Below are 22,058 nucleotides of genomic sequence, written 5' to 3' on the forward strand. Positions count from 1 at the left end.
CGAACAATGAGCCGACGACTACTGAGGGAGTAGCGAAATATCGGCGACTTCTAAAAACAGCGCTTGAAGGCTAGCAAGAAGTGCTAATCGATTACGCTGAATAGCCGGGTCGTCCGCCATCACCATTACTTGGTCAAAGAAGGCATCCACAGGATCTCGCAGGGTGGCAAGTGCGTCGAGTGCACGCTGGTAATCCCCCGCAGCAAATAGCGGTGCCACCTGCGTCTGGCTACCTGTAACAGCGTCGAACAGCGCCCGTTCGGCATCTTCCTGCAGCAAGTTTTGATCGACCTGTGTGCTGCCGTCATGCTCCTGTTTGCTTAGAATATTTGAAACACGCTTGTTAGCCGCCGCCAGCGCTGCGGCTTCATCCCGCTGGGCAAAGGCCTTCACAGCGCGCAGGCGGCGAGCGAAGTCGAGCGGGTTAGTGACGGGGCGTGCACGCACGGCAAGGTACATTTCAGCGCTGATGCCTTCTTCCTGGCCCCAGGCGCGGAAGCGATCAAGCATGTACGTCAGCACGTCCTCAACCAGACCGTCAGCCTTGGGCAGACCCTGGTGCTGCTCTGAGGCAACCGCCAGCAGCTCGCGCAGGTCAAGATCCAGATCGCCTTTGACCAGAATGTTAAGTACGCCAATCGAAGCACGACGTAGCGCGAAAGGATCTTTTGCACCGGTAGGGCGTTGGCCAATCCCGAAGATGCCTACCAGGGTATCCAGACGATCCGCCAAGGCTAGTGCTTTGCCTGTAGCGCTTTGGGGAATCGTATCGGTAGCAAAGCGCGGCAGGTACTGCTCTTCAAGGGCTTGGGCAACCTCCGCGGGTTCACCATCCTGCTGCGCGTAGTAGCGTCCCATAATGCCCTGAAGTTCTGGGAATTCGAGCACCATTTCCGTCACAAGATCACACTTGGCAAGCGCTACGGCGCGCTGTGCATGAGCCACGTCGCCATTAATACGCTCGGCAATAAACGTCGCAATAGCTGAGCTACGGCGAGCTTTATCCGCGAGGGTGCCTAGCTGCTGCTGGAATACCACGCTCTCTAACTGGGGAATGCGCGAGGCAAGCGTTCGCTTGCGGTCGGTGTCGTAGAAAAACGCTGCATCGGCTAGGCGCGGGCGAATAACTTTCTCGTTACCGGCAATCACCTGGTCGGGGTCAGCGCTGTCGATATTGGCAATGGTGATAAATAGTGGTTTCAGCTTGCCAGCGTCGTCAAGCAGGTGAAAATATTTCTGGTTAGCCTTCATCGAGGAGATCAAGCACTCGGGGGGTACTTCCAGGAAGCGCTCATCGAAGCTACCAGTCAGGGCGACCGGCCATTCCACCAAGCCGCTCACTTCTACCAGAAGGTCTTCGTCGATAACGGCATTGGCCTCCTGCACTTCGGCTTCTGCTAATACCTGCTCACGGATACGCTCGCGGCGTTGCTCACGATCCACCAGTACATAGGCATTTTCCAGCGTAGCCACATACTCGTCGGCGTGGGCCAGCTGAAGTGCATCAGGGGCGTGGAAGCGGTGACCGTAGGTCGTACAGCTAGCTTCTAGGCCAAGCGCCTCTGCGGCCACTACATCGCTACCGTAAAGTGCTACCAACCAGTGAACAGGGCGCGAAAACTCAACCCGTGAAGTACCCCAACGCATGTTTTTGGGCACGGGGAGGGTGCTGATTGATTTGCGGATAATCGCGGGTAGCAGCGCTTGAATAGATTCTCCCTGCTGCTGTTCACGAAAACCTAGCCAAGTACCTTTATCGGTTTCTAAATGAATCAACTCGTCTACGCTTACACCGCAAGAGCGGGCAAAGCCTTCCGCGGCTTTAGTGGCAACGCCATCTTTGAAGGCAGCCGCCAGCGCTGGGCCACGGCGCTCAACGTCTCGGTCAGGCTGTTTATCGGCCAGTTCACGCACTTGTACCGCTAAACGCCGTGGCGTCGCAAAAGCGGTAACGCTGGCAAAGGGAACATCGGCTTCTTGCAGGCCTTTCTCTATTCCCGCGGCGAACGCATCGGAAAGAGCATCCAGAGCCGTGGGCGGTAGCTCTTCTGCACCGAGTTCTAGTAAAAGCGTATTAACAGCCATTAGTTGTCTCCCTGATCGGCGAGTAGCTCTTGTAACAGTTCTCGGCGAAGAATTTCTGGCGCCATGGGGAAACCTTCGGCCTTACGCGACTCAAAGTAAGCAGTGGCGACATCCCGGGCCATAGTGCGAACGCGTAGGATAAAGCGCTGACGCTCAGTGACCGAGATCGCGTGACGGGCATCTAATAAGTTGAACGTGTGCGATGCCTTCAGAACTTGTTCGTAGGCCGGTAGCGGCAGGCTGGCAGCGAGCAGCTTGCCACACTCTTTTTCCTGATGATCAAAGTTAGCAAATAGCTGGTCAACATCGGCATGTTCGAAATTGTAGGTGGACTGCTCGCGTTCGTTTTGCAGGTAGACATCGCCGTAAGTCACTTTGCTGCCATCGGGGGCAATGGCCCAAACGAGGTCATAAACGCTGTCGACGTCCTGAAGGTACATGGCGATACGCTCAAGCCCATAGGTCAGTTCGCCGGTCACTGGGTAGCATTCGATGCCACCAGCCTGCTGAAAGTAGGTAAACTGGGTGACTTCCATGCCGTTTAACCAGATTTCCCAGCCCAGGCCCCAGGCGCCAAGAGTAGGGGATTCCCAGTTATCTTCGACAAAGCGCACATCGTGAACCAACGGATCAAGACCCAGGCGTTTGAGAGAGCCCAGATAGAGATCCTGTAAGTTACTCGGCGATGGCTTCATCACTACCTGAAACTGATAGTAGTGCTGAAGGCGGTTAGGGTTTTCGCCATAGCGGCCGTCAGTGGGGCGACGGGAAGGCTGAACATAGGCAGCATTCCAGGTTTCGGGACCAATCGCCCGCAGGAAGGTAGCGGGGTGGAAGGTGCCCGCGCCGACTTCCATATCGAGCGGCTGAAGGATGACGCAACCCTGTTCTGCCCAGTACTGCTGCAGAGCAAGGATCAAGCCTTGAAAGGTCGACACATCGGGTGTCGATTGGTTTGTCGAGACACTCATCGCGGAAAGCACCGTTGGCCATGAATTCATAAGGCGTCAAGTATACAATCCTAGGCAGATGGGTTATAGGCAAGTATGCCAACAAGCCGCTTTAGGTAAGGAGAACAGTATGATTGTGGTAACAGGCGGTGCCGGTTTTATCGGGGCCAACATAGTCAAAGCATTGAACGCCCGTGGTCGAAATGACGTGATGGTGGTTGATGATCTTCGGGACGGTACCAAATTCGTCAATCTAGCCGACTGCACGCTGGCGGATTATCTCGATAAAGATGATTTCCTCACCAGGGTCAAAGCTGCCCTGCGCGGTGAAAGCGTCGATCTACCTAAGATCGATGCTATTTTCCACGAAGGCGCCTGCTCGGATACTACCGAATGGGATGGCCACTACATGATGGAGAATAACTTCGAGTACTCCAAAGTGCTGCTTAATTACTGCGAGCAGCAGAGTATTCCTTTTTTATACGCCTCGTCAGCCGCCACCTATGGCGGTAGCGAGGTCTTTAAAGAGGTGCCTGAGTGCGAAAAGCCGCTTAACGTATACGGCTATTCCAAGCTGCTGTTTGATCAGCACGTGCGTTCGCGCTGGGGCGAGTTAACCACGCAAGTAGTTGGCTTTCGTTACTTTAATGTCTACGGCCCTCGTGAGCAGCATAAGGGCAAAATGGCCAGTGTGGCCTATCATAACCACCTGCAAATTCGTAATGGCGAAACGCTCAAGCTGTTTGGCGGCTATGACGGCTATGAAGCAGGTATGCAGAGCCGGGACTTTGTTTATGTCGGCGATGTGGTCGATGTGAATCTCTGGTTTTTGGATAATCCTGGTCAATCCGGCATCTTCAATCTTGGCACCGGTCGGGCTGAGCCTTTTAAAGCCATTGGCGAGGCGGTTATCGACTTTTACGGTAAAGGCGAGATCGACTACATAGCCTTCCCCGAAGAATTGAAAGGACGCTATCAAAGCTATACCCGTGCCGATATTGGCCAGTTACGCGAGAGCGGCTGTGATGTTGAGTTCAAAACCGTTGCTCAAGGGGTGAAGGCCTACTTGGAGTGGTTAAATGGCTAACTCAAATCAGCGCTTGCTGGTGATTGGCCCCTCATGGGTGGGCGATATGGTCATGGCACAAAGCCTGTTTATGACCTTAAAAGCTCGTCAGCCAGGCGCGACGATAGGCGTGGTTGCCCCCGCGTGGTCACAGCCTATTTTAGAGCGTATGCCCGAAGTGGATGAAGTGCTGCCACTGGCAGTGGGGCACGGTGAATTTGGCTTAGCCAGCCGCCGCGAACTCGCCAACCGCCTGCGTGGACGCTTTGACCGCGCCATTGTGCTACCACGTTCCTGGAAGGCAGCGCTGGTGCCCTTTATGGCGCGTATTCCAGAGCGCATAGGCTTTTTAGGGGAACACCGATATGGGCTCCTTAAAGAGCGCCGCAAGCTCGACAAGCAGGTGCTTGATCAAACGGTAAAGCGCTTTGTATCGCTTGGCTTACCCCAGGAAGAGGCGGCTAGCGGTGACTTTGCACTGCCAAAGCCGCGACTGCAGATAGACCGCGATAATTTGGTCAATTTACGGCTGACGCACTCGCTTTCATCGCGTTCGGCGATCGGCATGATGCCCGGCGCTGAGTACGGCCCCGCCAAGCAGTGGCCGGTTAGTTATTTTCATGCATTAGCCAAACGGCTGGTGGATGAGGGCTTTGAAGTACGCGTAATCGGTGGGGCAAAGGATCATCCGGCGGGAGAGGAGATTACTCGGGGGCTTTCCCATGCCCATAATCTGTGCGGTAAAACGCAGCTGGCCGATGCGGTTGATCTGCTGGCGGATTGTCGGCAAGTAGTCACTAATGACTCGGGATTAATGCATGTGGCCGCAGCGGTAGGCGTACGTATTCATGCAATATACGGCTCCTCATCGCCCGCCTACACGCCGCCCTTGACCGATAACGCAGTCATTCATTACCTAGCGCTCTCCTGCTCGCCCTGCTTTCAGCGTACCTGCCCGTTAGGGCACACCAATTGCCTTAATCAGCTCAGCGTTGAGCAAGTCTATCAACAGATTCACGCGGCTCATCAGTGGGAGAGCGTCATCGTTAATGGGTGAGCTCAACTTCGTCTGCCACGTCAGCAGGCGTCTCTAGGGTTTGCTTTTGAGAGGCTTCTTGAGAAGGCTCATCGGGATCATCGCGCCGTTGAGGGGAGATGCCCTCCCAAAGGCGGTGCTGAAGCGCCGTCTCTTCTCTTAAACGCTCATTAAGCACTTCGATGCCGTGGGCCTCTACCAGCGTACGGTTACTGCTGAAAAGCGACGTACCCAATCCAGCGCGGTCGCGCTCCAAATGAAAGCCCATCGCATCGAGTATGGTGGGGAAAACATCCAGCATGGTAGCGTCCCGGCGAATACGCTGAGGCTCAATACTGTTACCTAGCATAACCAGCGTGTTGTCGCGATCTAATGCAGTCAGTTGATCCCACACAGAAACGCGCATCGTCAAATGGTCGCTGAGAATGACCACCAAGGTATTATCGAGAAGACCCTCGGACTCCAAACGTTCAACCAAATTTCGGGCAAGCCAAGTAGCGCACTCGACTGAGTAAAGAATATCCTGACCGTCAAATTCACCCTGCCTTTCTACGCACGACTGAGAGGGGTAACCATTGGGCGCATGGCCTGCCAAATTCAGGCTAATCACACCCCATGGGCCGTTATCTTGCTTATCTAAGCGCCTTACTTCATCGGCGGTGATGTCATAAAGCGTGTCGTCATAAAGCCCCCAGCTATTCACATACTCAGGATCCTCTAGAAGGGGCTCTAAATCTTCACGTCCTTTCACCATACTGAATTGATGTCCGCGGTAGAACAAACCTTTACCCGCAAATTGTGTGCTGGCGCCACCTAGATAGCTCAGCTGGTAACCCTGCCCGGCCAGTATGTCGCCGAGACAATCGACTCCAGGTACAACCTTGGAAAGCGGATCGAACTGGCTGTCGTGAAGGAGCCCGGCGGGCATCAATGGCACGCCGCACTGACTGGCAATCATGCCCGCCATCGTCCAGCCCGTATTATCCATCTGACGCACGCCCTCAAAGACGGCACCCCGCTCCCCTAGCGCGTTGAGATTGGCGTAGGCATCCCCAAATATTTCATTGGAGTAGGTGCGCTCAATGCTTTCCAAATAGAGAATGAGTAAGTTAGGAGCGCCTCTAAGTTCCTCGGCCGGAGGTGGCTTGTAGCGTCGATCCAGCCAAGCGCCGTCATCGGTAACAATGGCCGCGCTGCGTTGTCCTATGCCATAAAGTAGCGGGTTGCTAGCCAATAACAAAATAGCGAAAAAGCGCTCGGCTAACCGCCAGCGCTGATCATGGCGTGATAACCACGTCACGGCTGCCAGTACACCGATCATTATCAGCGTATAGAGCACTGCGGAGACCATTTTGCCTGCGCCACCGTGCTCGGCCATGCCCGCCTGAAGGTGAAAAAACACTGCACCCAGATCGACAATGCCAAAGCTGTCCGCCAGGTAAACGTAAACACCCCAAAGGCTTAACGGTACAAGCGACCATGGCCACATTTTACGGTAGCGGGCATTGGCAGGCTGGCCCCAGCGTAGCTTAAGCCCCACACCAATCCATGCGGCCGCTACAAAAAAGAGCGTCCACCAGGGCAGGCGAGTCAGTACCGTGACGGTATAGCCCATGCAGAGGCCTATAGTGACGATCGCTATTTTTCGAATAGTACGAGGATCCATAGGTAACCTATCATTCAGCTAAATTTTCCTACACAAAGGCATTTAGCTCCCTGTGCAATGCTTGCTTTGGCGGCTCGATTGCCCTAAATAATCACGACTGCGGCTGCTTTGAGGGAAAAAGTATTTCCTATGAACGAACTGCACGGCAGACCACTGGCAAAAAGATAGGCAAGGTGTTTCGTCGCTCCTCACTGCCTCGTGCGTAAAAACGGTAGTTGCTACAAGCCGAGTTGGCCACTTCCAGAAAAATCTGCGACATTAATAGTATGGCAGCCGAGGCTGAGAAAGCAGCTCCGTCGGAAGCGCTGTTGAATCATCCTTTATCAAACGCGGCTGCTGATGAGCCAATTGCCCTTCTATTTAAGCTAAGCCATAATAGGGCTACAGCGAGCATGTTCGCAGGTAATCCTGGGGCGCTATCTTTAGAGTACCGAAGAGTTTATCATTCAGTGAAAGTTTTAGTAATGCTTACGGGCACTGAATTGTTGCCATAAGATTAATTATGGCTGCAGCCTAATTTTAAAGGATTATTTGCATGAAGAAAATATTGATTTTAACTTTCAGCAGAGTTGTTAAGCTGTTGGCTAATATAGTTAAAATGCTAAGTTATTCTTTTCATTGGCTGCTTCCTGATAAACGATTCAAGATTCCTGCATATGCTAAGCCACTCTTGTCTAAGCCGGACGGTAGTCTTATTCCCAAGACAATATGGCAAACCAATTTCACAGACAAAGTTACGTTGCCAGTATATGTGAACTATTTGTTTAATCGTATAATGGCCCCTGGCTATGAATACCGGTTTATGATTACTGAATCACGTAGAGATTTTGTATCTACTTTTTATCCAAAAGAGCTTTCATATTACAAATCTCTACAGATAGGGGCTGCCCAAGCTGATTTCTGGCGGCTGCTTGTATTAAATAAATTTGGTGGTGTTTATCTTGACATTGATGCCCACTTAGTATGGCCGCTTGGAGATATTCTTGGCAACGAAGAAGAGCTCTATATCATCACTGGAAGAAAAGAGCTTAGTAATTACTTCATTGCTAGTCGAGCGGGTAACGATAATTTAAAAATAATGATAGATAAAATAGTCGATAATATTGATACAGAGAGCTCAGAAAATGTTTTTTACCTTACAGGACCCGGCGTGTTTCAGGAGTGTCTAGAGCAAACGGTGGTTCCTACTGTTTCATATCGCTATGCAGTCAACCAGGGTAGCTTTACCAATGAGTATTTTCAATACGTTGATAAACCAGAGGGGAAATGGAATAAGCAGCAAAGAAATACAAATATAATCAGAAAATAAGAGCTAAACTTTATAAATGTATAAAAGCTTGATGTATTTTATTGATTTATAAGGTGCTATCTTCATAATTAGTTTAGTAAAATCAATGCGTAAGTGTAATCTCATGGCGTATACAATTCTATAGGTTAAGAAGAGCACGCCATGGCGCTCATAGATAAATTAAACATTTTTTATAGGGTCATGGCAGCTTTATGATATAAGCTGAAGCTAGGAATTGTTAGTGACAGCCAAGATGTAAGCCTGAATAATGTAGATGCAGACATACCTTCAGGTATTACAAGCTAAGCTGTCAACAAACCTACTATATGTTATCGGCACAGAAGCCAATTTATTGTGCGAGCTTGCTAGCATGAAACTAGATCCTCATTTGATAAAATACGTTTTATTACGCGCCTACACACTTTTCTGGCGAAGGTGAACCGTGTCAATTTCTGCTGTTTTAATTGTGAAAAATGAAGCACATCACTTACGTGAGTGTCTGGATACGCTTGCCTGGGTTGATGAGATTGTCGTGCTGGATGCGGGAAGCCAGGACGACACCTGTAGCATTGCGCGTGAATACACCGATAATGTAAGCGTGAACACAGACTGGCAGGGCTTTGGCATACAGCGCCAGCGGGCACAGGCGCAGGCCACCCACGAGTGGATATTGATGGTGGATGCCGATGAGCGGGTAACCCCGGAGCTGCGCGACAGTATCCTGAAGGCGGTACAGCAGCCAACCGCCGTTTACAGCGCTAGTCGTCTTTCCTGGTGCTTCGGGCGCTTTATCCGCCACTCTGGCTGGTATCCGGACAGGGTACTACGTCTATATCCCAAAGCGCAGGCCTTCTATAACGCTGCGCTGGTACACGAAAAGCTGGTGGTGCCGGAGGAGTTAACCGTCAAGCGACTCTCCGGTGACTTGCTACACTACACCTATCGCGATTTGCGCCACTACTTGGAGAAGTCCGCCCACTATGCCCAGGCCTGGGCGGAGCAACGTGCCGCCCAGGGCAAAACCGCTACTTTGGGCAGCGGCGTCACCCATGGGATTGCCTGTTTTCTCAAGATGTATGTGCTTAAAGCGGGCTTTAAAGATGGCAGGCAGGGTTTTCTGCTGGCCCTGCTCTCGGCGCACTCCACGTTCAGCAAGTACGCTGATCTCTGGATACGCACTCGCACATCATCTGCTGAGAAACGCTGAAATCCGCCGAGCCGCCGCCTCAATATCAATCGCCGACATATCCTGCTGGTCTGCCGTGGCTGGCGGGCTAAACGCTAGGCGCCTGTCGGCGCTGTTGCAGGTTTGCCAGCGCAATGGCGTTGCCGAGCGTTTGGCCGGGTAAAACCCGGCCGTGGCAATGTTCAAGCAGCCAGCAATATGCAACGGGCCGGTCGAGCCGGCAATCAGCATATCCGCCCCCGCCAGTTGGAGAGCAAAATCAGCTACGCTAGCGCTGGCAGGTAGACGTCTGGCCGCAATACCTATACAGGCTAGCTGTTCAATCAGCGCTTGGCCGGCCGATTCTTCACCGGGGCCTGCGCTAATTAGCCAGTCGGCAAACGCCCCACTCAACTGTCGGGTAATACTACCCAGCAGCGCGGCATACTGATCAATCGAAAGATTCACCGCCGAGCCGCCGCTGCCAGGGTGTACCACCACCAGCCGGGCGGCGGGGTGCGGTTCAATGCAGCTTGCCAGTAGCTTGCGCTGCTCATTTCTTTGAACGTCATCCATGGGCCAAAAGGGCGGGTCGGGCAGCGTATTCAAGCTAAGTGAAAGGCGGGCAAGCAGCTCACAGGCGAGATCAACGTTATATTGATATTCGGGCTTTTCTGAACGCGAGCGCCTCTGTCGGATGCGCACGTTATAAAACAGTTGCGCCCATTTGGTCGCCGGCGCCACGCGCAGGCTGATACCAGCCCGCCAGCCCAGACAGCCAATTCTCGGTGTTGAGAAAAGCGTCAGCAGGCCATTAAACCGGGCAGCCTTGACGCTATCCAGCAGCTTCTTCTGGGCCGCTTTATCTGCTTGCGGGCCTGGGTCGATGATCACGTCGTCGACCCAGGGGCAGGCGCTTGCCAGTGGCGCGGTATAGGCGGGAACCAATACCGTAATATGGGGTGCAGGCGATGCGCGCTTCAGGCACGCCAACGCTGGCCAGGCCAGCATAAAGTCGCCGATTTTGTCGTTGCGAACAACGAGCAATTTTTTCGCCATGGTTAAAGCCCTATTAATTGCAGCCTGTATACTACAAGAGATTGTATTCATTGTTTAACGGTGCGTATGAGTGGTGACGGAATGACAGATAAAGTGCTGCAGTTGTGTATGTCGAGTGGCAAAGGAGGAATGGAGATCTATGTCGACCGAGCCATCGAGGATTTAAAGGAAGAGGGCTGGGAGGTTATTGGCATCTGCCTTGAAAATACCAAGGTAGAAGCATACATGCAGCTTAATGGTGTGGCGTACAAGGCCTTCAAGAGCAACCTGGCAGCACTGGCTAACGTATTAGGCATTCGCCGCTGGCTGATCGATCAGGGCGTGAAGGTCGTTCACTGCCATAAATCGAGCGATTTAAGGCTAAGTGCACTGTTGAAGTGCCTGATGCCGAATATCAACGTGCTGTATACCGACCATGTCGGAGGGCGCAGAACCAAGAAAAGCCCCTATCACCGATTTGCCTATGGCAAGGTAGATCGCGTTCTGTCTATTAGCCAGGCTACCCATCAGCGTAACGTCAGTAACTTGCCCGTGCCGCCAAAGCACGTGATCTGTCTGCCCCATGGGGTGAATATCAGCACGTATAGGCCGTGCCATGACGCTCAAGCGATCCGGGCCAAACGTGACGCGCTGGGTGTGCCCGACGGGGCAGTGGTGATCGGCTTGCCTGGGCGTGTCACACCCGGCAAAGGGCAGGACGTGTGGGTCAAGGCGTTGTTGGCGCTTAACCCTGCGCTTGATTTTTATGCACTCTCCATCGGCGGTACTGACTATGCCTCCGGCGGCGTCGAGAGTTTTTATGCAGAGCTTCAGGGGTTGATTGTTGGCACCCTGCTTGAAGGAAAAATCAGTTTCCTGGGACACCGTAGCGATCTGGCCGAGATTCTGCCGGTGCTAGACATGGTGTGCATTCCTTCAGAAAACGAAGCCTTTGGGTTAACGATCATTGAGTCTATGGCCTGCGGCATGCCGATCATTGGCTCCAATACCGGCTCTCTGCCGGAGCTGGTCGACAGTGCGTCGGGCGTACTGGTCGGGCCGCATGATATCGATGCGTGGGCCACGGCGATGGGCACCATGGTGCGGGATGATACTGGGCGCCAGGCAATGGGCCGTGCCGCCAGAGCGCGTGTTGAGCAGCACTTTAGCAACAAGAAACACGTCAAACGCCTGATTGAGCTCTATCGAGGTGCGGTGTAGTCCTCATGATAGCCCGCATGAATACGTGCTATGACAGACGCGACCTGGTCAGGCGCGCTAAACTTTGCCACCGAGCGGGAAAGACGAGACAAATTAGCCTCTTGCCACTTACCTGCCGTACGAAGCCGGCAGCGATCAAGGTCAATTAACCAGGGCATACCGGTTGGATCGATTAGGATATTGCGCGCGTTCAGGTCAACGTGGTCAAGCCCTGCTTGATGAAAGCGCCGAATCATAACCCCCACACGGTGTAATAGCGCTTCATCGGCTTGATCGTTGACTAGCAGCTCGGCCAGCGCCTTGGCACCCGCAATGCGCACGGTGATCAACGCAGCTTCATAAGTAAGCCCATAGCGGGTAACACAACTTGCTACAGGGCGGGGTACCGGCAACCCTTGCTCAAAAAGCTTGGCGGTCAAGCGCAGTTCACGAAATGCCCGGGTTTGCTCCGCGCCGGTCCATAGGTAGCGTTTTTCACTGAGTTTAGCCACCATGCCACCACGGCGATAAGGCCTGAGAGCCCATTGTTCTTTAGGTGTTGCCTGCAAGAAAAGGCTATTACCTCGACCGGGGGCCTCGCCCACAATTAATCCGCGTTCACACCAGTAATCGTGAGTGAATAGGTCTGGATCCATTTGGTGTGATCCCGGCGCGTCACATAAACTGTCCACATCATGTAAAATCAGCCAATTTCTCTTCCGGAGTGCCGCTAAGCGCATGAAGCCCTCTCTGCCTATTCAGCCTAACCACATTGCCATTTTGCGCCTCTCCGCCCTTGGAGACGTATGCAATCTCGTGCCCACGGTGCGGGCGTTGCAGCGCCAGTGGCCCGATGCGCGCATTACCTGGATTATCGGTAAGGGAGAACACAGTCTACTGGCGGGGCTTTCCGGGGTCGAGTTCGTTGTTTACGACAAGGCCACCGGTATTGCCGGTATGCGTGCGCTATGGCGCCAGCTTGCCGATATGCGCTTCGATGTGCTGTTGCATATGCAGCAGGCCATACGTGCCAGTGTTTTATCGCTCGGCCTGAAGGCTAACGTACGTGTTGGCTATGACAAGGCGCGTGCCAAAGATGCTCAGCACTGGTTCACCCAGCATCAGCTTGCACCGCACCCCAATGCCCATGTATTGGAGTCATTTATGGACTTCGCACGGGTGCTCGGGGTAAAGGACGAACGCTTAGAGTGGAATTTATCTGTGCCCGATACGGCACGTAATGAAGCACAGGTGATCAGTGGTGAGGCGCCTTACCTAGTGATTAACCCCTGCAGCAATGTGCGCCTGCGTAATTTTCGCAATTGGTCGGTAGAGGGTTACGCGAGCGTAATTGAATACGCTTGGGTGCAGCACGGTCTTAAAAGCGTCTTAACCGGTGGTGGTAGTGCCCTGGAGCGTGAAATCGGCGATCAAATCGAAGCGCTCTGCCAGCCTGCAAGTGTGATTAATGCCATTGGCGGCACCTCATTGAAAGGGGTTTTAGCGCTAATCGATCAAGCCCAAGCGGTGATAGCGCCGGATACTGGCCCTATTCATATGGCCAATGCCATGGGAACGCCCGCATTGGGGCTTTATGCCTCCACCAATCCTCAGCGTGCTGCACCTTATTTGTGGCGCGAGTTTGCCGTCAACGTATACCCCGAAGCGGTGCGTACTTATCTGCATAAATCGGTAGACGAAGTGAGCTGGGGCCAGCGAGTGCGCCACCCAAGCGCCATGATGCTGATTAAAGCAGACGATGTTATTGCCAAGTTGGATGCGTTGCTTGCGCATACCGCTTCAACCTCCAGCGCAGGGAGCACCGATGAAGATTGATTTAACCGCCTTAGAACATGCCCGAGTGCTAGTGGTCGGCGATGTCATGCTTGATCGCTATTGGCACGGCGGTACCTCGCGGATTTCCCCCGAAGCACCTGTGCCCGTAGTTCGGGTAGAAGATGTTGAAGACCGCCCAGGCGGGGCGGCCAACGTGGCGCTAAACATTACCTCCCTCGGCGGAAATGCGGTGCTGGCGGGCGTGATCGGAGACGATGAAAACGCGCAAATTCTACAAGCCAGTTTGACTGCCTCGGGTGTAAGTACTTACTTTCAGCGTAGCGCCGAGATACCTACGATCACTAAGCTGCGGGTGATGAGCCGCAACCAGCAGCTGTTGCGTCTGGATTTCGAGCAGCATTTGGACAGTGTTGATACTAGTGAGCTGGTGACTCAGGTAGAAAGAGCACTGCCCAACTGCGACGTAGTGATCCTTTCCGACTATGGCAAAGGCACGCTGAACCAGGTGGAAAACCTGATTGCCAACGCAAGAGCCCAGGGCAAACGGGTGCTGATCGATCCGAAAGGGCATGATTTCAGCAAATACCGTGGAGCAAGTTTAATCACTCCCAATCTGACTGAATTTGAAGCCGTGGTCGGCCATTGCACGACTGATGCAGAGTTATCCCGCCGGGGTGAAGCGCTACGTGCTGAGTTGGAGCTAGAAGCGCTGCTGATTACTCGCAGCGAAAAAGGCATGACGCTGATTCGTGAAGGACACGCGCCGCTTCACTTACCCACCCGGGCGCAGGAAGTTTTCGATGTAACAGGGGCGGGCGATACCGTTATTGGCCTAATGGGATTAGCGCTAGCGTCGGGCCATGCTTTTCCTGAAGCGATGATGTTGGCTAATTTGGGGGCTGGGTTGGTAGTGGCCAAACCGGGCACGGCCACGCTCTCAATCGCCGAGCTCTACACCGCGCTACACGGCGATAAATTAGCCGAGTTTGGGGTAATTGAGCCTGCTGTGTTGATAGAGGCTGTAAGGGCCGCCCAACTGCGCGGTGAGCGGGTGGTCATGACCAACGGCTGCTTTGATATTTTGCACGCTGGCCACGTGGCTTACCTGGAGCAAGCCAAGCGCCTGGGCGACCGTTTAATCGTCGCCGTTAACGATGACGCCTCCATTGGTCGTTTGAAAGGGCCCAAGCGGCCGATCAATCCCTTAAATCGGCGCATGCAGGTGTTGGCGGGGTTAGGGGCTGTTGATTGGGTCGTGCCGTTCAGTGACGACACCCCTCAAGCGCTGATTGAAGCGGTACTACCCGATATATTGGTCAAAGGTGGCGATTACCGCCCCGAAGATATTGCGGGTGGCGCGGCCGTTATCGCCAATGGAGGTGAGGTTAAAGTGTTGGGCTTTGAAGATGGCGTTTCGACCTCGGCGATGATTAGCTCTATCCTAGATCGCGAGCGCTAATGACGACACTTGCCTGGCCTCGGCTTGCCTATTCGGCAGCGCTGTATGCACTCTCACCCTTGATTTTTTGGCGTGTCTGGCGTGAGCAAGTGCACACTTACTCGCGTCTTCAGCGGCTGGGTTTACGCCTTCAGCCGCTGCCTCCCGCGCCGCGCATTTGGCTTCACTGTGCCTCGGTGGGAGAAGTTCGCGCCGCTCGACCGCTGATTGAGGGACTACTAGCACGTTATCCATCGCATAGCCTGCTGCTCACCACCATGACCGCCACCGGCGCCGAACAGTCCCAAGCGCTCATTAGCGAGCAACCCCCCGCCGATCAAGCAAGGCTTGCCCATCGCTTCCTGCCTCTAGACTTTCCTGGCGCTACCAAACGCTTTGTACGTAGCGTTCAACCTGAACTCGCGATTCTGTTTGAAACCGAGCTATGGCCCAACTTGATCCACGCCTGTCGCCAGCAGGGGACTCCCATCGCAGTGGTCAATGGGCGATTATCGCCTCGCGCCTTTACGCGTTACCGACGCCTACGCCCGCTGATGGCCTGCACGCTCGCCGAGATTAGCTGGCTAGCTGCAAAATCACCAGCAGACGCCGAGCGCTTTAATGCTTTAGGTTGCAGCACGGATATCACCCGCATCGTCGGCTCGCTGAAATTTGAGATGGCTAGCCAGGATAAGTCGCGGGAAGAGGGGAAGCACTTACTTCAAGATTGGGGAGAGCGCCCAGTATGGGTAGCGGGCTCCACCCGAGAAGGCGAAGAAGTGTTACTGCTTAAGGCCCATCGCCAATTGCTCAAAAGTCACCCTGATGCGTTGCTGGTGCTGGTGCCCCGCCACCCCCAGCGCTTTGATGATGTTGCTAAACTTTGCCAAACAGAAGGCTGGACACTAAGTCGTCGCAGCCAACAGCAGCCCGCCACAAAGCAAACGCAGGTTTACCTCGGGGATACGCTCGGTGAACTAGCCACGCTGTATGCGGCAGGCCGGGTGGCTTTTGTGGGGGGGAGCCTAGTGCCATTGGGCGGGCACAATGTGCTTGAGCCGGCGGCGCTAGGTAGGCCGGTGCTTAGCGGCCCCTCGATTGAGAACTTCGCCGATGTTGCTGAACCGCTTCAATCGGCAGGAGCGCTAACGCTAGTAGATAGCCCCGATGCTCTGGCAGAGGCCCTGGCGGACTATTTTGCTAACCCTGAGCGGGCCCAAGAAGCAGGGCTCGCCGGTTGGGAAACGATACGGGCCCATCGGGGAGCGTTGTCATGTACGCTTGATGGCCTTGAAAAGCTCTCACCTCACTGAGCTGGCCCAATGTGAGCGATCACTATCTATTTGCTAGGCTGCAACATAAATGTCTGGAAGGTGAGCTGCTCAAACTCATGATCCAGTACTGCCAGCCCCACAAGGGAAACAAAGAGCAGCGAAACTGCATAGCCGTAGCCATAGAATACTGGCCCTAGCAACTGGCTAAGTAGCGTCAGCATTAAATTAGCTAATAAGAATAAGAAGCAGAGCCATAGCGCGGGTTTAAGTCGGTCTAAATAAAACAGCACGTTGAGTATGGCCATAAACAGCACTTGAATACCTACTGCGACGATATCGATATTAAAAAGAGGTAAATACCAGTGTGAAAAGCCTAGCCAGGTAAATAGCGCTGGGCCGCTGAGCAATAAAGCAACCACGGTTATTCCCTGCACTTTAAAGATATCGTAAATACCGTGCCTTACACTGGCCACCATTTCGCCGCGCAGCTCTTCGATATGTAAAAGCGTATCTCCACCCCGAACGGCTTCGTAATAGGCGTGACAGCTTTCGGCAAAGTTTGTCTCCATGCGCATAATAAAGACCGCCATGCCCGGTACGATTGACAGGTAAGCTAAAAAGATCGGTAAATCGTAGATAGGCGATGCCCGCAACGGGCCAATAATCGATTCTGAAGTGGCAGGGTTGAACCAAAATACCAGCTTATCGGCCCAAATACCCAGCTGATAAAACAGCCCAATGGCTATTAACGAGTGCTGGCACTGCCCGGCGCGGTGGAGGTCAAAGGCCCATAAACGATCGCTTGGGTAGTGGCGAATCACCATGACCAGCAGGGTAAAGAGTAGTAAGCTTTGGCCAATCACAAAGCCACCTAGCAAACCTACCAGACCGTAGTCTTTAAGTAATAAGCCCGCCGCAAAAGTGGTGCCGTAACCACAGGCAAAGGCCAAGAGTACCTGGCGGTAGGCTTTAGTCCCCGCCACAAACACCGTGACACACCAGATCATGCTAAGCACCACAAAACTCATTAACATTTCGAGCTGATAGAGCCAGGGTGTGTCTGCAAAGGTGAACCATAGCAGAGCACCACCGATGCTGGATGCGGCGAGTATGACCAGTGTCAGCAGGCCAAATAAGTTGGGTAGAATGGCGCTATCGCGTTTCTCAAACAGCCGGTCAGCGACATAACGGGTAAACAAAAGCTGTACCAGCGAGGTAAGCAACAGCGAGCCTGCAACCAGCCACGTGACCGAGATCAAAAATGCCGTCACATGGGTGCTGTTCCCAGGGCTGGCAGCGGCAGAGAGCACGCCCAGTGCCATAACGGCCAGAATCGAAAGCACCCAGGGCCCAGAGCTGATTAAACCCGCGTAACCATAGGCGCGTATCAGGCTGAAATAACTGTCCTGCCGGAGTAAACGGCGTAGTTCAAAACCAATGCCAGCCATCAATTGTCTCCCATCGCGAGAAGCTAGCGCATGCCGAGCGCTGAAAAAAGGTGAGCAACCGTGGCGCTTGGCGGTGCGGCACGTGGGTCAATGACTTCTTCATAAAGCTGGTGGTAACGCGCCATCATTAACGCTTCGGTGTACTCGGCCTCTACCCGGGCAATGCCCGCTGCACGCGCGTTTTGCCAAGCGTTAGGTTGAGTTAGCAATAACTGCATAGCGTGGGCAGTGGCCATGGGACTGGCAATGGGTACGATGTGCCCAGCCACTTGTTGGTGTGCCGGGTCGCCAATGACAAGCTCGCGACACGCTCCCACGTCACTGCATACCACCGGAATCCCTGCCGCCATGGCTTCCAGCACTACTAGCGGCTGCGCCTCACTGATGGAGGTCAACACCACAAGACGCACCTGGGCGAGTATCTCTTCAGTGCGTTGAAAACCCAGAAAATGAACACTTTTTTCTAAGCCCAGCTGAGCCACTAAATCGCGGCACTCCTGGGCATAGTCGGGGTCTTCGCTATCCGGCCCAACAATCCACCCCTGTGCATCGGGTAGCTGGCTGGTGAGCTGGCGCATCGCGCGAATAAATGTCTTGATATCCTTAATAGGTGTGACGCGGCCAAGCAGCGCCACAATCGGTTGCTGGTTGTTGGCCGTAGCAGTGCGTAAAGGCGCGAAGCGCTCAATATGGATGCCATTGGGTATGATGCGAGTGCGCGCTTCGGGGGCGCCATCCTGCAACTGCCGTAGGCGATTACCTTCGTGTAACGTGGTGATTTGGGCAGCGCTGGCATAGGTCATCCGCCCCAGGCCTTGGAAAAAGCGGATCCACATTTGGCGAATATAACCGGTATCGATTTGAAAGCCATGGGAGAGTGCATCGGTAGCGCTTTTGATCCACTTCGCTTCCAGCAGATCGATTTGTCGCTCTTTGGTATAGATACCGTGTTCGGTAATCACCAGCGGCCGCTGGTGAATATGGTGTGCTAACGCACCTAAAAAGCCAGCGTAGCCAGTCGAGATCGTATGCAGACAGCGACCTCTTGGTAAACCTTTGGCAATACGCGCCAGCAGAAATAGCGGTGCGTGAATATTACGCACCGACCAGAAGTAGTCGATAAACGAGGGTTCGGTAACGTGTTCGAGGTAGTGATCAACAATATGCTGCCAAGCTGCTTGGCTATGCAGAAAATCCTCTTGGCTTAAGCCACCTCGCTGACCGATCATTTTGGCCACGTCACACAGCACACGGCTCTGGTCATGAAGCGATGGGTTGCGCAGCGTTTCATGCAGTTCATGCACGGTATTGAACGTGCTTGGGCTGCCTTTGCGTGCTTTTATGGCATGTAGACTAGGCTGATCATCCATTAAATAGTGGCGCTCTAAATGCACCACGTTAGTCGGCCGCTCAAACAGTATGTCCCCGTAGTGGTCGGGGCGCCCGCCAATAAAGACCAGCGCAAACCGTAGCTGAGGCAGTCCTCTAATCAGTTGATCCACCCAGGAACTCACCCCACCGCGAACCATGGGGTAAGTGCCTTCCAGCAGCAAAATCACATCTGCGGGGGCATCACGTTTACCAAGCGTGGGCCAGGTCATCGCCAATACTCCATTACGGGGTACAGCACAGGGTGCTGTTGAGCGGAAGGGCTAAGCTTTAAAAGCTGCTCGCGAAGTGCACTGAAACGGTGAGTTTGAAACGCTAGCTCAGCCCGGTAGGGGACAAGGTCATCGTTATCCAACCCTAAGGCTTCACACTGCAAAAAAGCAGCTTCAGCGCCATTAATATCGTTTAGAGCCACGCAAATGCGGCCACGCAGTAGCTGTCGGTGCGCAGAGTTGGCGCTGCTAATCGCTAGATCAATGTAATGAAGCGCTTGAGTTAAATAGAAGTGAGCTGTGCTGCCCTGGGCGAGCTTGAGGTAGTCATACTCCCAGTTCAGCATGGCGAGTGCTTCAGCATGGTGGCCGAACGGGTCGCTGTGTTGTTCCCGCTTATGAGCCAGCCGCTGAATGCGTTCGTCCAAATCACGCTCGATGCTACTGAGCATGGAATAGGCCAGCAGTCGAACGTCGTCAGTGTGGTCGGCCAGCCCCAAACGCAGCAGTCCAATGGCCTGCCGGGACGGCAAATGACGGCAGGCCAAGATCGCTTCCTGACGCTGAACGGGGCTGCCGGAATAGCTTAGTATGCTGGTGAGGCCTTCGCGCATCGCCGTAGAGTCGGCCCTGGGAGGGGTTAGCGGTTGATAAGGTAGAGGTGGTAATGCCAGTGCCTGCCAGTAGGCTGCATGGCGAGGAGTAGCAAAATAGAGCGCGGGTACCACGGCCAGCAATAAGCCTAATAGGGCAATGCCAGGAAACAACAACAGCAGCAGGAAAAACAAAAGCACAATACCAAAGACTGGCCGTTGGTAGTGCGTCGGTAACGTTAACCTCACCCCTTCGGCTAAAAGCAGGCTGCCTACAACGTGCAAGGCAAGTTGTAAAAGAGTAGGAAGGCCAACATCGCCTGCCCAGCTGTAGGCGGCCCACCCTTCGAAGCCAAGCCCTGCGGCCAACCATGGGATGCTACTGAGAAAGGCAAACCGCGCAGGTTCGACAGCTTTAGAGGTGGGCATAGGACACCTCTTGATTAGCATGGCGCGGTAACAGTTTTCTAGCCGAAAGGCCACCATCGATCACCTGGTAGTTAATAGTGATGTACTGGCAGGCTTCGCCCACGCCGGGTTCGGAGGCGAAAACTTCCTGTAAGCGTTCTGCATAAATGGCAAATGCACGTTGCTGCGTCAGCGGTAGCAGTACGTAAAGGCGCTGTGGGCGGCCCTCGTGGGTGACAACCCAACTGCGGTCAAGGCCTCGCTGCTGGTTGACCACGGTGTTAATAAGAGGCTGAACCTGCGCATTGCTGAGTTGAGAGGAGAAGTCGATGGTCACTAATAGCGAGGTCAGTTGAAAATCTCGGGCGTGGCGTACCCATTGGGCAACCACTGCGTGGCGGTCATAGCTACCCCCCTGAGGTGTGTGCTGGGCGTGGTGCAGCATATCGCCTAATTGAGCACCCAGTACGGCAAGCAGGTGCAAATGGCCGCGATGAAAATCAATAAACGGCATGGCGGTAACGGCGACCACTGCGTAGATGCGCTCTTCTACATCAATCAGTGGTACAACGGCCAGTAGCGGTGCATTGTCAATATTGATGCCCTGCTCCATAGCGCTTCTAAGACAGATCATCTGGCGCTGCTCAAGGCATGCACGCAGCATAGGGTCGTTCCAATCAAGCGGTGTTTCGCCACCAAACCAAGTCGCTGCTTGAGGCTGTAAACGGTGGAGGTGGTCCATCGGCACTAGCACCGCTTGCTGTATACGTGCGTGAAGCGCCAAAAAATTAAGCAACTCACTACCATGATTCGTCAAAGGCTCTTGGCTAGGGTTGAGAGACTGAAACTTCTCTTCAAGGGCTTTAAGCGCATCTCGCAGAGTGAAGGGGTTCGCGGCCAAACGCTCTGCCAATTGGTCATGGGAGACGCGCAGTAGCTGGTAGTGGCGCACAAACTCTTCTAAACGGGTTGATTGCGCTCGATGGATAATCGCCATTTGCTGTAGCCGCCGCCGCCATACATCCGCCATTTCTCCTGCCACCATACCCACCAATATCAGGGCGATAGCAATGGGGAGACGCTGAGCGCGGTCATTGATGAGGCTGCCGTGGTACCACCAGCCCTCCAGGCCCATCACGGCGACGCTTAACAGCGCGCTGCTGAACCCCATCGCGAAGCCATAGCGCATGCCCACCAATAAGGGGGCAATGGCTAACAGCCAGGTAAGGCCACTGCCCAACAGTAGCGGGTCTTCGGGATTGATCAGCCAACCAATCACCGGTAGCGCCAGGGTAATGACCAGCGCTTCCAGCAGACGCAGCCAACGAGGCGGTAGGGCAGGTTGTAGTTCGTCTATATGCGTGGCCATGGTGACCTCACTACTGCAAGGGCAGAGTATCGACTAGATCTGACATTAATTTTTGTGCCACGCCGCTAGTGGTGCTAAACCCCCAACCGGTGCGTGCACCGCTGGCGCTCCACATAATCTCACCGCTATTAACGTCGACGACTCGTAAGCTGATGCCGATGGCAGGCTCGCCATCTAACCCCGCTTTGTATTGCCACTCATCTACCGAGCCGGTAACGCCATAACGGACACCCTGCTGCTGTGCCCAGCTAAGAGCAGCTTGGTAGTCTTGGTCGCTGGGCAGCTCCAGTAGGCCCATGGGCGCCGCCCTCGGGGCTTGGGTTAGCGAGCGGATGCCCTGCTGGTGAAGCAGCGTAGACAAGCTTGCTTCAGCTTTTTGTCCTGCCAAGGGTGTTTCAGAATGGTTGGCAAGGGGCAGCAGTGCCCAGGTAACTTGGCGTTCAAGCGGTTCTGTCCGATGCACGTCCGTAACAGCGCAGCCGCTAAGAACTGTGCTAAGGGCAATGCTAAGCAGCACAAGCCATAGCAGGTGTCGTGACAGGTAAGTGCGCATAGCGGTATCTCCAGGGGCGCCAATACGGCGCTGTAAGCAGTGGTTGTGGAAATGGCATCGGCGTTGGGTTGTCTGAGACATGG

General features: G+C 54.0%; 18 protein-coding genes. 8 read left to right on the top strand and 10 right to left on the bottom strand.

What is annotated here, in order from left to right:
• Positions 1-18: 18 nt before the first annotated feature.
• Entirely contained in the window at positions 19-2,085 is a 2,067-nt protein-coding gene (gene glyS / locus QHL1GM_RS13075; protein WP_071694878.1) for a glycine--tRNA ligase subunit beta, read from the bottom strand.
• Positions 2,085-3,056, bottom strand: coding sequence for a glycine--tRNA ligase subunit alpha (gene glyQ / locus QHL1GM_RS13080; RefSeq protein WP_071694879.1), 972 nt, complete (start codon positions 3,054-3,056; stop codon positions 2,085-2,087). The genes glyS and glyQ overlap by 1 nt, the downstream gene beginning before the upstream one ends.
• A 109-nt stretch (positions 3,057-3,165) precedes the next feature.
• Here glyQ and rfaD point away from each other — a divergent pair, with 109 nt between their 5' ends.
• Together rfaD and waaF are read left to right on the top strand one after the other, a co-directional pair.
• Positions 3,166-4,122, top strand: a complete 957-nt coding sequence (gene rfaD, locus QHL1GM_RS13085) for an ADP-glyceromanno-heptose 6-epimerase (protein WP_071694880.1) — start codon at positions 3,166-3,168, stop codon at positions 4,120-4,122.
• Entirely contained in the window at positions 4,115-5,158 is a 1,044-nt protein-coding gene (waaF, locus tag QHL1GM_RS13090) for a lipopolysaccharide heptosyltransferase II (RefSeq protein WP_071694881.1), read from the top strand. The genes rfaD and waaF overlap by 8 nt, the downstream gene beginning before the upstream one ends.
• On the opposite strand, the gene QHL1GM_RS13095 is transcribed toward waaF, so the two are convergent.
• The gene (locus tag QHL1GM_RS13095) at positions 5,148-6,803 is read right to left on the bottom strand and encodes a sulfatase-like hydrolase/transferase (protein WP_071694882.1); all 1,656 of its coding nucleotides are present in this window, start codon (positions 6,801-6,803) and stop codon (positions 5,148-5,150) included. The genes waaF and QHL1GM_RS13095 overlap by 11 nt on opposite strands.
• A 535-nt stretch (positions 6,804-7,338) precedes the next feature.
• Between QHL1GM_RS13095 and QHL1GM_RS13100 the strand changes: the two genes are divergently transcribed.
• Both QHL1GM_RS13100 and QHL1GM_RS13105 read left to right on the top strand, forming a co-directional pair.
• A complete protein-coding gene (locus QHL1GM_RS13100) occupies positions 7,339-8,112 on the top strand; it encodes a glycosyltransferase family 32 protein (RefSeq protein WP_071694883.1) in 774 nt (257 codons plus the stop codon).
• Positions 8,113-8,533: 421 nt separating this feature from the next.
• The gene (locus QHL1GM_RS13105) at positions 8,534-9,298 is read left to right on the top strand and encodes a glycosyltransferase family 2 protein (protein WP_071694884.1); all 765 of its coding nucleotides are present in this window, start codon (positions 8,534-8,536) and stop codon (positions 9,296-9,298) included.
• Here QHL1GM_RS13105 and QHL1GM_RS13110 read toward each other — a convergent pair.
• Positions 9,278-10,315, bottom strand: a complete 1,038-nt coding sequence (locus QHL1GM_RS13110) for a glycosyltransferase family 9 protein (protein ID WP_071694885.1) — start codon at positions 10,313-10,315, stop codon at positions 9,278-9,280. The genes QHL1GM_RS13105 and QHL1GM_RS13110 overlap by 21 nt on opposite strands.
• Before the next feature lie 81 nt (positions 10,316-10,396).
• Here QHL1GM_RS13110 and QHL1GM_RS13115 point away from each other — a divergent pair, with 81 nt between their 5' ends.
• Positions 10,397-11,515, top strand: coding sequence for a glycosyltransferase family 4 protein (locus QHL1GM_RS13115; protein ID WP_071694886.1), 1,119 nt, complete (start codon positions 10,397-10,399; stop codon positions 11,513-11,515).
• On the opposite strand, the gene QHL1GM_RS13120 is transcribed toward QHL1GM_RS13115, so the two are convergent.
• Positions 11,497-12,234, bottom strand: coding sequence for a 3-deoxy-D-manno-octulosonic acid kinase (locus QHL1GM_RS13120; protein ID WP_071694887.1), 738 nt, complete (start codon positions 12,232-12,234; stop codon positions 11,497-11,499). The genes QHL1GM_RS13115 and QHL1GM_RS13120 overlap by 19 nt on opposite strands.
• Here QHL1GM_RS13120 and QHL1GM_RS13125 point away from each other — a divergent pair.
• The 3 genes from QHL1GM_RS13125 to waaA are packed head-to-tail and all read left to right on the top strand — an operon-like array spanning position 12,233 to position 16,042.
• Entirely contained in the window at positions 12,233-13,330 is a 1,098-nt protein-coding gene (locus QHL1GM_RS13125; protein WP_071694888.1) for a glycosyltransferase family 9 protein, read from the top strand. The genes QHL1GM_RS13120 and QHL1GM_RS13125 overlap by 2 nt on opposite strands.
• The gene (hldE, locus tag QHL1GM_RS13130) at positions 13,320-14,750 is read left to right on the top strand and encodes a bifunctional D-glycero-beta-D-manno-heptose-7-phosphate kinase/D-glycero-beta-D-manno-heptose 1-phosphate adenylyltransferase HldE (RefSeq protein ID WP_071694889.1); all 1,431 of its coding nucleotides are present in this window, start codon (positions 13,320-13,322) and stop codon (positions 14,748-14,750) included. Before QHL1GM_RS13125 ends, hldE begins: the two co-directional genes overlap by 11 nt.
• The gene (waaA, locus tag QHL1GM_RS13135; RefSeq protein ID WP_071694890.1) at positions 14,750-16,042 is read left to right on the top strand and encodes a lipid IV(A) 3-deoxy-D-manno-octulosonic acid transferase; all 1,293 of its coding nucleotides are present in this window, start codon (positions 14,750-14,752) and stop codon (positions 16,040-16,042) included. Before hldE ends, waaA begins: the two co-directional genes overlap by 1 nt.
• A 26-nt stretch (positions 16,043-16,068) precedes the next feature.
• Here the strand turns inward: waaA and pelG are convergent, their stop codons facing one another.
• Genes pelG through QHL1GM_RS13160 form a run of 5 tightly spaced genes read right to left on the bottom strand, consistent with a single transcriptional unit; the run spans position 16,069 to position 22,056 of the window.
• Positions 16,069-17,451, bottom strand: a complete 1,383-nt coding sequence (gene pelG / locus QHL1GM_RS13140) for an exopolysaccharide Pel transporter PelG (protein WP_071694891.1) — start codon at positions 17,449-17,451, stop codon at positions 16,069-16,071.
• 23 nt (positions 17,452-17,474) lie between these two features.
• Entirely contained in the window at positions 17,475-19,052 is a 1,578-nt protein-coding gene (pelF, locus tag QHL1GM_RS13145) for a GT4 family glycosyltransferase PelF (RefSeq protein ID WP_071694892.1), read from the bottom strand.
• The gene (locus QHL1GM_RS13150; RefSeq protein ID WP_071694893.1) at positions 19,049-20,074 is read right to left on the bottom strand and encodes a hypothetical protein; all 1,026 of its coding nucleotides are present in this window, start codon (positions 20,072-20,074) and stop codon (positions 19,049-19,051) included. Before QHL1GM_RS13150 ends, pelF begins: the two co-directional genes overlap by 4 nt.
• Positions 20,061-21,422 (bottom strand): PelD GGDEF domain-containing protein, encoded by a 1,362-nt coding sequence (locus QHL1GM_RS13155; protein WP_071694894.1) that lies wholly within the window; start codon positions 21,420-21,422, stop codon positions 20,061-20,063. The genes QHL1GM_RS13150 and QHL1GM_RS13155 overlap by 14 nt, the downstream gene beginning before the upstream one ends.
• A gap of 10 nt (positions 21,423-21,432) precedes the next feature.
• Positions 21,433-22,056: a hypothetical protein gene (locus QHL1GM_RS13160; RefSeq protein ID WP_254795311.1), complete on the bottom strand. Its 624-nt coding sequence runs from the start codon at positions 22,054-22,056 to the stop codon at positions 21,433-21,435.
• Between the last annotated feature and the right edge of the window lie 2 nt (positions 22,057-22,058).

This window comes from Halomonas sp. QHL1 (genome assembly GCF_001882345.1).
GTDB lineage: Bacteria > Pseudomonadota > Gammaproteobacteria > Pseudomonadales > Halomonadaceae > Vreelandella.